Raw genomic sequence first — 11991 nt, forward strand, 5'->3', positions numbered from 1 at the left:
CCGCTGTCGCGGACCTGCTTGTTGATCGGGGATAGTGTTCACGAGTCCACCAAGAGTTGAAGTGGACTCGAGGCTCCTATGAACCGCCTCGGCTTTCAAGATGGGCTGACTGGACGCTCACCCTTTAACGAGATGGCGTTGGTCTTCACGGCAGACAGGCACTTCGTGAGCTTGGCCTGGTGGGCGAGTCGATTGACGGCGGTGACGACAGCATCCTTGATCTGACTCAGTCTTACCCGTGCATCCAGTTCCAGGAACTGCTTCTGCAGGGTCGCACGGGCCTTTTCGTCCGAGGCCTTCTCCAAGGTCACCGCTTCGGCATTCAGCTTGTCAGCCAAAGCCTGAAGGCGCTCGGTCGGATTGACCAGAGGTTGACTGACGTCGTCCCACTGATGCGAGATCACTGCCGCTTTGATGGCCTCCTGGCGAGCGGCCAGGAGCGGCTCGAAAGCCTTGGCATCGGCGGCCAGTTGCGGGTCCAAGGCCTCGATTTCTCCATATGTCACGTCGTCGAGATTCAGCGTGAGAACCTGCGCAGCGAACGGCTTGTATTCCGCGTACAGGGCAACACGGCGTGCCTGGGATGTCTTCTCCGCTTCCTGTTGAATAAAGGCTTCGAAGCGCAGCAAGCGGTCGGAGCCTTCGGCAAGGGGTTGTTGGCAGAGCGGGCAAGGTGCGTCCGCGCCCAGCGCGGGGAACGATTTGTCTGGGTGGGATTCGATGGCGAACTTGCGCGCTGCCTCGAATAGTTCACGCCATGTCTCGCCGCCGGTACCCGGCAGCAGGTTCTCACCTTCCTTGAACTGCTTCGCGGCGAGGGCGGCTGCAGTCTGCGCCGTGCGATAGCTGTCTGCCAGACCTTTCAGCTTGGCGACGACAGCTTGATCCACCTGTGCGCCTTTGCTGGCCGCATTCGCTGCGATAGCTGTGATACGGCGAGCGCGCAAGCGCAGTTGCGCGGCCTTCTCCTTCGGGTTGTTCTCCTTCAGGCTCTTGTCCAGAGACGCATGTTGGGTCAGTTCCTCTGGGGTCACCGTTGCCAGCGCTTCAATCTGGGCTAGGGCCGTCTTGGCGGAAAGCGAGGCGACTAACTTGCCGACGGGTGTGTCGCCTTGCAATGGCGCAAAGGCGGACAGATCAGCGGCGGATTGGGTGTATTCAGTCTCGATCGCCGTCTTCAACTGCTTGCAGACTTTGGCCAGCCCTTCGAATACATCGAGCCCGTAGGGCACATAGGAGAAATCGTCCTCTCTGTCGAGGTAGGCGCGAGCGCAACGCGAGTCGAAAATCGCAAATGACGAAAGCGCTGCAGGAGCCACTTTGCCGTGTTGCCAGTGTGCATCTTGCGCAACTCCATCGATTGCGATTTCGAACGTGGCTTCCGGAGTCCCGGCTTTGCCTGCAGGCAAGTTGGCGTTCGGATGAATAGCCTCCGTCTGATCGCGCGCACGACATGCGCGCTTGAGCACACGGGAGTACCCCGACTTGCCTGAACCGTTATCGCCATAGATGACGGTCATTCCAGAGGCGCCGAAGGGCAGACGTTGATTCTCCGCAATCGCGTTGACGTGCCGCATGCTCTTGATGGCTCGCAGCTCAACGTGAGTTGTCGCTTGGACCGGAGCGGGAATCTGATCTGCCGTCAGCGGCTTGGGCTTGCGGTCTTTGGGATCTGGGATGCCATGTGCCGCTTTGAGTAGCGCGAAGAGGTCATCCTGATCCTCTATCGTGAGCGTTTGCTTGGCCAGCAGGCGGGCCACCGCATCGCTCTGCCACTCAGGCAACCCCTTCGTCCAGTCCAGTATCTCCTGCAATATCGACATAGGCCCCTCCCGCCGTCGTGTCATTTATCGTCCAGAAGCTCTCCCGATTCGCCGCACAGGCCATGGGAGCGCTGTTGCAAACGGAAACATTATGACCCCCCAGGGTTCCGCTGCAAGGCTCGCGCACAGTGCCTTGCGTTTCGCACCAAACCGCCACCACGCGGCATTGCCTTCTCATGCATTTGGTAGCGAGCAAAACCCTCCGCCCTAAGTCCGCTCAGATACGTCCATCAATTGCACCTCCGATTTCCGTATGTCATAGCTGATGCCTTTGATTTCGCAGATGACTATGGACTGTGGGATAAGCTCCAACGTCGGATCGGTTCTTTCCAAGAAATCCCAGTCATCGTTGAGCGATGCGGGATCTTCTTTGTACCAAACCTGTGGATGAAACCATTGATCACCCTCATCGTCCGTTTCGTATAGATAGGCATTTAACTCACGCCCATGTCTCTTGAAAAATCTCTTTACGAACGATGCTTTGTTGAATAGCGTGACGTTGAGCGGGCGCTTGTTTTCGGATGCTGGCACCTGTGCAGAGCGGAAGATTAATCCATCCAAATTGAGCTTCGCATGGGTGGCGAGATAGTCGGATATCACTTGCGTCAACAGATAGCCATCCTCACTGTGCTCAGGGAGGACGGGCTTGGTGAGTACTCTTTCGAGTTGAGAAAGAAACTTCTGCCGCCGCGCACTTTCCAGTGATGACGCATCAAACATGCTGCGATTGATGACAGATGGAATTTGCGGCAGGCGCGTCAAGTCCAGCAATCGTATTGAACGAAGAATTTTGAATTCTGCAACCGCAACACGGCTTCCAACGGGAGGCCGTACTTCGGCAATCGCGACGTCTGGCGAATTGGCGCCGTAGAACATCGAGATGCCTCTGGCGTTCATGCGTCCCGCGCTGCCAACACTCGAAGGCGGTGGTCCCAGTTGAGCGTCTGGGTCTTCCAGCGCCTTCTCTAAGGCATCGTCGTTCTGAAAAACACGTGCGCGAAAAAGAGTTCCCAATTCATGACCGGGGCCGACCGCGATAATCAAAGGTTCGCCTGAGGCAGTGGCATCTGTGTCCACCTTGTCGAAGACCATCTGGAGCACTTCGAGTGCGTCTGGGTTAACAAACCTGGCGCGCGTCCGAAGACTGTCCTGCATGTCGTGCCATCGGCGATGAAGCCAGTGGTCTGCTACGCCAGTTTTAATGAATAAGGCGTCCGCCTCTGGTGCCTGGCCATCGTATGCGTCGCGTTCCCAGATAGTCCGCACGATTTCGAATAAATCGTCGGCAAGCGCATTGGATGCGGGTTCTACCTCTTGCTGAATGACCTCCTGGAGTTCATCCCCGAGAGACGGATACCCATGATCCTCACGAAGAACATTGTCGGCAACTTGATAGTTGTCCTGGAACTCGTGGTCAAAAATCTGCGCGATTTCATATAGCTCCAAGGTCGGCGCGTTCCGTCCGCAATAGGCACACGCCACATCGGTCGTTTCGCTGGCACTTATCTTCTGGCTTAGAAACTGATTGCCGATGCATGTGCCACAGACTGCCTTTTCATCCAGATCGACTCCGCTCAAGATGCTGCTCCATTATTTTTGATTTGCTCTGTCCTCGGCGCCGCACTACACGAAGCAGGCGAAATCCTGCTAGGCGGGCGCCATGTCCCGTCCCTTTTCATGGGCGTACCAGCGTTAGATTAGCGTAACGACAAGCTACTGAGTTAGGCACTCATGCTTTGTCGGTTGTGGATGCAGGGCGTCCCCGGCCAAGAAACATGGCCGGTCGCGCTGTCGTGCTGCGCATCGAGCCCCCTTCGGGGTCTCGCCCCTGACGGGCTTCCATCGTCCCCTCGCTCCGCTCGGCTGACGCCTCCGGCCCGGCTTCCAGCTTCGGGCCTGCGCGCTTCGCTTGCCTTGCGGTCGGCGTGAATGGCGGCCGTTGCCTGTCCAGCCATCTTTCCTGACTCCATCACCTTGTCCGCGACTGTAGCCCGCGCCCGTGCGCCATCAAGGCGCGCAGGGCCGTGTCCTCGGCTGCGCCTGCGGGCCGCACCCACCCTGCGCTTGTTTCCTTGACGGCGCCCGTGCGCGCGCTCCCTTTCGTCGCGGGCGATGAACTCAGGAAAGACGGTGGCAACGAGGCCAACCGGGTTCTTCGTGCCGACCGCACCGAACAGCCGAAAGGCTGGGCTCCGAATCTAGGAATCCGGTGTGCGCTTTCTTCAACAGTCAAGTCAGGAGAACGACATGCTTGCCAACCGTTTTGCTTCCCACTCCCCCGCACTGCGCAGCGACACCCCGCTGTCGGATGACCAGATTCGCCGGGTGGCCCCGTCCATCTTCGCGGACGCCCCGCATGACAGCCGCTCCGAGCGGTACGCCTATATCCCCACGGTCGCGGTTTTGACCGAACTTCGCAAGGAAGGGTTTCAGCCCTTCATGGTGTGCCAGACCCGCGTGCGCCGCGAAGACCGCCGCGACTTCACCAAGCACATGCTCCGCCTGCGCCATGCCAGCCAGATCAACGGCGCGGAAGCCAATGAAATCATCCTGCTGAACTCCCACGATGGCACCAGCAGCTACCAGATGCTGGCGGGTCAGTTCAGATTTGTTTGCGCCAATGGGCTGGTGTGCGGAGACACCGTGGCCGATGTTCGCGTGCCCCACAAAGGGGACGTGGCGGGACAGGTCATCGAAGGCGCTTTCGAGGTGTTGAACGGCTTCGAGCGGGTGCAGGAATCCCGCGACCTGATGCGCGGCATCACTTTGGACGATGGCGAATCGGAAGTGTTCGCCCGCGCCGCGCTGGCCCTCAAGTACGACGACCCCGACAAGCCCGCGCCCATCACGGAATCGCAAATCCTGATGCCGCGCCGGCTCGAGGACCGCCGCCCCGACCTGTGGAGCGTGTTCAACCGCACGCAAGAGAACCTCACCAAGGGTGGACTGCATGGGCGCAGCGCCAACGGACGCCGCCAGCAAACCCGCCCCGTGCAAGGCATTGATTCCGACATCCGCCTCAATCGCGCCCTGTGGCTGCTGGCCGATGGCATGCGCGCCCTCAAAGCCTGACCCCTTCCTGAGTTTTCCCCGCAGGAGGGGCGGTTTCCCCTCCATTCCTTGTTTCACTCGATTGGAGATTCACCATGAACGCTGTTACCCACACCGAAGCCCGCGCCGTCACCACCGCAGCGACCATGCTGCAAGCTGCTGACCCGAGCAAGCACATGACCCTCGTTCCGCTGTCGCGGCTGGTGCTGCGCCCCACGGGCCGCAACGTGCGCAAGACCGCGCCGCGCATGTCCATCCCCGAACTGGCCGCATCCATCCAGCGCGTGGGTCTGTTGCAAAACCTCATCGTCATTCTTGCCGCCGATGGCCTGCATTACGAGGTGGTGGCCGGTGGCCGACGCCTCGCGGCCCTCAAGCTGCTGGCGAAGAAACACCGCATCGCCAAGGATTGGAACGTGCCGTGCCTGCAGGTGGCCGATGGCACGGCACGCACCGCCAGCCTTACCGAGAACGTGCAGCGTGAAGCCATGCACCCGGCAGACCAGTTCGAGGCCTTCGCCGCGCTGGTTGCCGAGGGCCGGCCCATCGAGGACATTGCGGCGGATTTCTCCGTCACGCCCCTGGTGGTGCAGCGCCGCTTGAAGCTGGCGAACGTCTCGCCGCGCCTGATGGACGACTACCGCGCCGATGCCGTGACGCTGGATCAGTTGATGGCCCTGGCCATCACCGACGATCACGCCGCGCAGGAGGCCGCGTTCTACGATGCGCCGCAGTGGCAGCGCAATCCCTCCGCGCTGCGCGAGCGCCTGACCGAGCGCGAGATCGGGGCCTCGCATCCGCTGGTGCGCTTCGTCGGGCTGGACGCCTACGAAGCCGCAGGCGGCGGCATCCGCCGCGACCTGTTCGCGGAAGGCGATGCGGGCGTGTACGTGTCCGATACCGCCCTGCTGGAAACACTGGTGCGCGAGAAGCTGGAAAGCTATGCCTCGACTCTCCGCGCCGAGGGCTGGGCCTGGGTGGATGCCACGCCCGCCATGACTTATGCCGACCTGCAAGCCTTCCAGCGTGCCCCGAGGGAGCGGCGCACGCCGAACAAGCGCGAGGCGCAGCGCATCGAGCGGCTGCAAGAGAAGATGCAGGCCGTGGGCGTTGCCGTGGATGCAGCGATGGACGCCGACGACGAGGACAAGGCCGAAGCCTTGCAAGAGGAAGGCGAAGTCCTGGGCGAGCAGTTGCAGGCGCTGGAAGAGGGCTTGCAGGGCTACAGCGCGAACGTGAAAGCCGCAGCCGGTGCCATCGTCACCATCGACCGCAACGGGGAAACCGTGATCCATCGCGGGCTGCTGCGCGAGGCCGAGGCCAAGGCGCTGCGCACGCTGGAGAAGCTGCGCCAAGGTTTTGCCGAGGGTGAAGGTGCGAACGACGATGATGGCGAAGCGGCGGAAGAAGCCCAGGCCCCCGCCGTCTCCGACCGGCTGGCGCAGCGCCTGAGCGCGCACCGCACCGCCGCGCTGCAAATCGAAGTCGCCCGGCATCCGCAAGTGGCGCTGGCCGCGCTGGTGCATGGCATGGTGCAGAGCGTCTTGCAGGGGCGCTACTACGGGCACGACATGCCGATGGGGGTTCGCTTCACGCTGCAAGACCGGCTGGAAGGCATGGCCCCGGACTGGCCGGAATCACCCGCCGCCCTGGCGCTGCGCGAGCTGCAACAGGTATGGGGCGACAAACTGCCCGAGGACAGCGCCGCACTGTTCGCCGCGCTGCTGGCGATGGAGCAAGGCGAACTGGTCCAACTGCTGGCCGTGTGCGTGGCCGCGACGGTGGACGTGGTGACGCCTCGCGCCACGCCGCACCAGCCCGGCGAGGAACTGGCGCAGGCTGTGGGCCTCGACATGGCGTCATGGTGGCAACCGTGCGCGGAAGGCTACTTCAGGCACGTTCCGAAGGCCGCGATCCTGCAAGCCGTGGGCGAGTTCGCGCCGGCTCACGTCGCTCGGCTGGGCAAGCTCAAGAAAGCGGATATTGCCAGCGAGGCCGAACGGCTGGCCAAGGGCACGGGCTGGATGCCTGCCATCTTCAAGGCCGAAGGGCCACAGGAGGTAGGGCCGGAAGAAGGCGCGCAAGCCAGCGCCTCCGCAATGGATGAACTGGCCGAAGCATTGGCCGCCTGAACCTCGACGCAGAGCAGCGCCCCGGCCCCGGCCGGGGCGCTGGCTTGCAAGGAGCCAGATCATGCCCACCACCGACACCACAAGCCGCCCGCGTATGGCGGCGACCTATGCGCCCGGTACGGTGCGCGCCCGCCGCTGGCACGGCGAGGGCGACGTGCGGAGCTACCGTCCGCCCTCGGGGTGGACGGCCCGCGCCGACCTCACGGACGTTCACCCCATCACGGGCCGCGCCCTGGCGCGCGCCGCGTGGTGGATCATCGAGACGAAAGACTGATGCCGGCACCCGGCCCAGGCCGTTCCGGCCTGGGCCGGGTGGATTCAAAAATCCGGGCGCGGCAGTGGCCGCGCCCGGTGTCGAACCCCGAAGGCCAACCAGAACGCCACAGCCTTCGCGACCGCTCCGGTTGCGGCGTTGGCGCGCGCTTGATGGCGAGGGCCCGATCACACCTTGATCGGGCCAAACATCCCTGTGTAGATCAGCGTTTCCCAAACCTTCTTGATCCCCTGTCCGGTCTCCTGGCTCACGAACAGCGACGACCTGGCGCCGTGAGGGGCGCCCAGGAAATACGAACGCATTGACTCCCAGGTCTCCGCGACCTGCGACCAGGTCCAGCACGGAACTTCTTTCTCCAGGATCAAGGGCACAGCGATGGCCAGCGGGATCATCTTGTCCATGGGCAACGGCTCTTCCCAGTTGCACTTGACCAGGATCGGGGTTGCCTCCGCGCTGTAGAACTGCACATCCAGCTTCTCTGCCGTGATGTACGCGGCGTGGTGGCGAGGCAGGGCCAGCACGGAATCCAGGACCTTCTGGCCATCGCCATAGGGGCAGGTGATGAATCCGTGGGCGAAGTACCGCGTGTGATCGAGGCCCTTGTAGCCGCAGCGATCGCTGGGGGTCGTAACGGGATGGCGGTCATCGTGATTGCGTACCAGCGGGTGCCATGAGGGGTATCGGTCAACTACCGGCCCGAGTTCAGTCACGATGTCTTCTAGCGCCCTTTTGCTCCGGAGGCGCTGCGATTCGTCCGCATCCCGAGGGCGGGGGACAAGGTACTTCTCCACCTCTTCGTATCCTGCTTGTGCTGCTTCATCTGCTCGGAACGCCATGATTCACCTCGTTTTGCTGTGTTGTGCGTGAATGTATTGTGTTACGCATGAAATGTCAATATTGTGCGTAAATTGATTGATTCATGGTAGTTGGCGGTCCGTAGTTCGACGACCATGAGCGTGCCGGCGCAACGCGCCGTCGGGCTCTCGGGCTGCGCCCCGTGCCGACTTCGCTGTCACGGCCATTCGGCTTCCATCCCTCACGCCTTCGCGCCTGCGGCGCTGCGCGCTTCGCTTGCCTCCGGGGGACAGTCCTACGGACTCTCCCCGCCGCGCATGGCTTGGCGCCCCTCAATACCGCCGAACCGGCATGCGCCGGATCGGCCGGGCCAGCGCCCCGCTGCGATGGACGGGGCGCTGGCGAACACGCCGGCGCTTGCTGCGGCAGGTTGTGCAAATGCGTGCTGTCCTCAACGCTGGCGGTTCGTGCCCATCACGTCACGAAGGACGGTTCACGGACAACCCGCCCGGCATCGCTATGGAGCTTCCACGCCACGCCTCAAGACCGGCACTGCAGAGTGCGGCCGGGGCGTTCTCGCCCGTCGTTGGCTGGTTGACTTGGCCCGCGTCACGAGGCGAGCCGGAGCAGCCTTCGGGCGGGGATGCTGAGTCGGCCTTGTCTCCTTTCGGTTTGGGGGTGGTTCGGCCCAAGGCGTCCTTGTCTCGTTGTGAATCCTGGCTGTGGCACGGCTGCGCCTCGGTCTTCATGGCTGCAACCGTCCGGCGAAAACAATTTCCCCGCCTTTGTCACTGCGTTCGGCGGCTTCCTCGCGCAGCAAATTCTTTTCGCCTCCCGGTCCTCCACGGTGTTGCGGCCGCAAGCGGTGCAGCCAGCCCGTCCCCCGCCGGCCGGATCACAACAAGGACGCGATGGGCGCGAACCTTGTTCAACCAAAAGGAGTTTCATCATGGCCAACATCGGTACCTTCACCGCAGACAAAGACGGCTTCACCGGCACGCTTCGCACCCTGACGCTCAACGTCAAGGTCAAGCTGGTCCCCAACGACAAGGGCGACAACGAGAAGGCCCCCGACTTCCGCCTGCAGGCCGCCAGCCACGACATCGGCGCGGCGTGGAAGAAGACCAGCGAGGCCGGGCGGGAGTACATCTCCGTGACCCTCGACGATCCTTCGTTCCCGGCCACGGTCTACGCCCGTCTGATCGAAGGCGAGGACGGCACGCACGACCTGATCTGGTCGCGCAGCAAGCCCCAGGCGGCCTGACGGCCGCCAGCGCCCCGCCCACGGCGGGGCGCTGCGTTGTGGGTTAGTCCCGAACGCGGCAACGGCAGATGGTGGTCCATAGCGAGCTGCGGCCCCCTGTTTGGGAGCGGTGTCTGTGTTTACGGCCCGGGGCATGGCGTGTCGGCGCGATGCGCCGCCGGGCTTTGCGGGCTGCGCCCCGTGCCGTCTTTGCCGTCACGGCCATTCGGCTCCAATCCCTCACGCCTTCGCGCCTGCGGCGCTGCGCGCTTCGCTTGCCTCCCGGGGATCGGCGCAAGGCCCATCCCCGCCGCGCGGTCCTTGGCGCCCTCGACACTGGCTGGGCGTCCAAGACCGCCTTACTGCCCGAATTGACCAAGCCCAGGGGGAGGCGGCACTGCGTTAATCCAGCAACCGGGGCTTTCGCTATCGAAAAAATCTACCTGAACAGGTCCAAGATCATCTTGAATGACTTGATACACGTAATTGCAGTAGACCTGATCACCACGGAATACAGAGACCGCCACCCGCCGAATTCCGGTCCCACGCATCCGCTGCAGCAGATGCCGGTCATGCTCCCCGAGTCCCCAACCGAACAGCGTCAACGTGAATCGCTGCGACGTGAGCACCTCGCGGTACACCGTGGCCAGATAGTAGCTATTCTGGATCGAGGACACCTTCTGCTGCATCGTTCCCTCGCTGACAAACAGCGGCACGACTTGCTCGCTGCGCCACGCCTGCAGGATCGCCTCCAGCAAGCCCGCTCCTGCACTATGGATCTTGAGCTCCTGTTCCACAGCGTTGCGGCATAGAGCCAAGTTTCCATGGGGATAGAACACCAATGTGTTGGTTCGCTCCCGATAGGGCTCACGGAACCTCTGCCACGCATCATTGAAGGCGCCGTGTGCGCCGTTCCCGAGGAAGCAATCCTTGAACAGATGTCCGTCTTGGACATTGAGCCCATAGGTCATAGTCCAATAGACCAGCAAGTCGTAGTTCAGCGAAATGACCGTGTCGAACCCCTTCAGGAACTGGTACATGCTGGGCAATCGGCCACTCACCAGATCATATTCAGGATGCACATTCCGAACGGCTTGAATCAAACACTCTCTGACGTTCAGGTAGGCCTGATGCGTGCGATGGTCTGGTATCTCCAGCGACTTGTTGACGTTGGACGCCTGCCAGACCAGGCGAAGAATCAGCTCAAAGTCGGATGTTCCGAAAAAGCGAAAGAGGCGATTTACATCATCGGCGAGCAATCCCGTTCGCTGGGCATGCTCCAGCAATGAGCCGTAGCCGAAGCTGGGCGAGACAGCCATGCTCGCTCCGTTGCCCAGAAGAATCGTTCCTTGTTGGTAGTTGGGCGCAATCTGCGTCCACTGCGCGATGGGGTATGGCATCCCTGGCTCCTCCTTGTTGTTCGATTACATGATGACATTTTCGGGAGTGATCAAGGACTCATAACCTGCAAGTACCGCGGATAGGTCACTCGTGCCCCGTTTTCAGTCTGCCGCGGCTGCACGCTTCGCAGTACCCCAGGGGAAAGCCCTGCGGGCTATCCCCGCCGCGCGCAGCTTGAACACCGCCGAACCGGCTGAGCCTTGCCAGCGCAGGCGCACACGCTAGAGCGTGCCACCCTTCTTCGTCACCATCTCCAGTTCCTGCCGCACCTGCGCCAGCAACTGGTCGGCCTGCCCCAGGTCCTTGCCGGCATAGGCCAGCGTCAGCAGCGTGAGCGGGTGGACCTCCATGACGTCGCACAGCTCGGCGAGCTTGTTCAGCGTCGGGCTTTTCATGTCACGCTCCAGCGTGCTCATGTAGGTGCGGCTGGAGACGTCGGAGAACGCCTCCTGGCTCAATCCACGCGCTTTCCTGATGGTCTTTAGTGCCTCCGACAATGTATGTTTCGCTGCCAACCCTGGATCTCCCCAAAATCCAAGATGACAGCCGATTGAGTTCTATAGGGCTACAATCTATAGTGTTCGTCTATGCCGATCTGCCGCTTTCGTGCTTTACGGAAATCCGTATCTGCGGCTTCGCACAGAAGCGCAAAGCCGCTTCTGTGTCTTTGCGCCAACCCGCCGATACGGTTCTGCGCTTTCACGCTTCAGCGGCTTTGTGCGAATGAGGGGGTAACCCGTGGACCGACTCATCACCGAGGACGAGCGCAGGCAACTGCTGGAGCACGGCGCGGTTCGCGCTGCCGGCCAGGCCATCGACCCGCAGCCCGTCGTGCGGCTCTTCACCCCGGACGCACACGCCACCTGGCTGCTGGCTTCGCTCAACCCGGCCGATGGCGACACGGCCTACGGGCTGATCGACTTGGGGATCGGCATGCCCGAGCTGGGCGAGATCAAGCTGTCCGACCTCGCCTCCATCGTCGGGCCGCGCCGGCAGCCCGTGATGCGGGATCGGTATTTCCGGGCGGCACGCACGCTGTCGGCGTACACCCGGCTGGCCCAGGAGAACGGTTCCATCCTCGATTGAGCGGTTCGCGCCACGGCCAAACCGGGCGCATAGAGGCTATTTGGGTCTTACTTCAGACCTGTCAGGTCTTAGTCGGCACTGTTGCACCAAACCGGTGCCACTCTGGCGAAACCGGCCATGACGCAGCGCGCGTCATGGGGCACGGTGGATGGCGCAGGAGGCGGCATTTCCTCGCACGCCACCGTC

10 protein-coding genes are annotated in these 11991 nt (G+C 62.3%); 5 read left to right on the top strand and 5 right to left on the bottom strand.

What is annotated here, in order from left to right; genetic code table 11:
- Positions 1-95 precede the first annotated feature (95 nt).
- Entirely contained in the window at positions 96-1823 is a 1728-nt protein-coding gene (locus L0977_RS22150; protein WP_234267087.1) for an AAA family ATPase, read from the bottom strand.
- A gap of 207 nt (positions 1824-2030) precedes the next feature.
- Positions 2031-3401, bottom strand: coding sequence for an RES family NAD+ phosphorylase (locus L0977_RS22155; RefSeq protein WP_050042450.1), 1371 nt, complete (start codon positions 3399-3401; stop codon positions 2031-2033).
- 669 nt (positions 3402-4070) lie between these two features.
- On the opposite strand from L0977_RS22155, the gene L0977_RS22160 reads away from it, so the two are divergent.
- The 3 genes from L0977_RS22160 to L0977_RS22170 all read left to right on the top strand — a co-directional run bounded on the left by L0977_RS22160 (position 4071) and on the right by L0977_RS22170 (position 7280).
- Positions 4071-4895: a DUF932 domain-containing protein gene (locus L0977_RS22160; RefSeq protein WP_061289679.1), complete on the top strand. Its 825-nt coding sequence runs from the start codon at positions 4071-4073 to the stop codon at positions 4893-4895.
- 74 nt (positions 4896-4969) lie between these two features.
- On the top strand, positions 4970-7006 hold the full coding sequence (locus L0977_RS22165) for a ParB/RepB/Spo0J family partition protein (RefSeq protein ID WP_061289682.1): 2037 nt from the start codon (positions 4970-4972) through the stop codon (positions 7004-7006).
- Positions 7007-7067: 61 nt separating this feature from the next.
- Positions 7068-7280: a hypothetical protein gene (locus tag L0977_RS22170; RefSeq protein WP_061289685.1), complete on the top strand. Its 213-nt coding sequence runs from the start codon at positions 7068-7070 to the stop codon at positions 7278-7280.
- A gap of 167 nt (positions 7281-7447) precedes the next feature.
- Here the strand turns inward: L0977_RS22170 and L0977_RS22175 are convergent, their stop codons facing one another.
- Entirely contained in the window at positions 7448-8116 is a 669-nt protein-coding gene (locus tag L0977_RS22175) for a hypothetical protein (RefSeq protein WP_061289688.1), read from the bottom strand.
- A gap of 908 nt (positions 8117-9024) precedes the next feature.
- On the opposite strand from L0977_RS22175, the gene L0977_RS22180 reads away from it, so the two are divergent.
- Entirely contained in the window at positions 9025-9339 is a 315-nt protein-coding gene (locus L0977_RS22180; RefSeq protein WP_019726278.1) for a DUF736 domain-containing protein, read from the top strand.
- A 338-nt stretch (positions 9340-9677) separates the two neighbouring features.
- Here the strand turns inward: L0977_RS22180 and L0977_RS22185 are convergent, their stop codons facing one another.
- Both L0977_RS22185 and L0977_RS22190 read right to left on the bottom strand, forming a co-directional pair.
- Positions 9678-10718 (bottom strand): DUF4917 family protein, encoded by a 1041-nt coding sequence (locus L0977_RS22185; protein ID WP_061289692.1) that lies wholly within the window; start codon positions 10716-10718, stop codon positions 9678-9680.
- Positions 10719-10940: 222 nt separating this feature from the next.
- Entirely contained in the window at positions 10941-11234 is a 294-nt protein-coding gene (locus L0977_RS22190; protein WP_074931783.1) for a helix-turn-helix domain-containing protein, read from the bottom strand.
- A 223-nt stretch (positions 11235-11457) separates the two neighbouring features.
- Between L0977_RS22190 and L0977_RS22195 the strand changes: the two genes are divergently transcribed.
- Positions 11458-11805 (top strand): DUF2958 domain-containing protein, encoded by a 348-nt coding sequence (locus tag L0977_RS22195; RefSeq protein WP_061289697.1) that lies wholly within the window; start codon positions 11458-11460, stop codon positions 11803-11805.
- Positions 11806-11991 lie beyond the last annotated feature (186 nt).

Source organism: Hydrogenophaga sp. NFH-34 (genome assembly GCF_021401345.1).
Lineage (GTDB): Bacteria > Pseudomonadota > Gammaproteobacteria > Burkholderiales > Burkholderiaceae_C > Hydrogenophaga > Hydrogenophaga electricum.

What these genes read in the sequence shown, in the direction of transcription:
- L0977_RS22165 (WP_061289682.1), top strand. Translation starts at nt 4,970, where the DNA reads ATGAACGCTGTTACCCACACCGAAGCCCGCGCCGTCACCACCGCAGCG.
- L0977_RS22180 (WP_019726278.1), top strand. Translation starts at nt 9,025, where the DNA reads ATGGCCAACATCGGTACCTTCACCGCAGACAAAGACGGCTTCACCGGC.
- L0977_RS22150 (WP_234267087.1), bottom strand. Translation starts at nt 1,823, where the DNA reads ATGTCGATATTGCAGGAGATACTGGACTGGACGAAGGGGTTGCCTGAG.
- L0977_RS22185 (WP_061289692.1), bottom strand. Translation starts at nt 10,718, where the DNA reads ATGCCATACCCCATCGCGCAGTGGACGCAGATTGCGCCCAACTACCAA.
- L0977_RS22175 (WP_061289688.1), bottom strand. Translation starts at nt 8,116, where the DNA reads ATGGCGTTCCGAGCAGATGAAGCAGCACAAGCAGGATACGAAGAGGTG.
- L0977_RS22160 (WP_061289679.1), top strand. Translation starts at nt 4,071, where the DNA reads ATGCTTGCCAACCGTTTTGCTTCCCACTCCCCCGCACTGCGCAGCGAC.
- L0977_RS22170 (WP_061289685.1), top strand. Translation starts at nt 7,068, where the DNA reads ATGCCCACCACCGACACCACAAGCCGCCCGCGTATGGCGGCGACCTAT.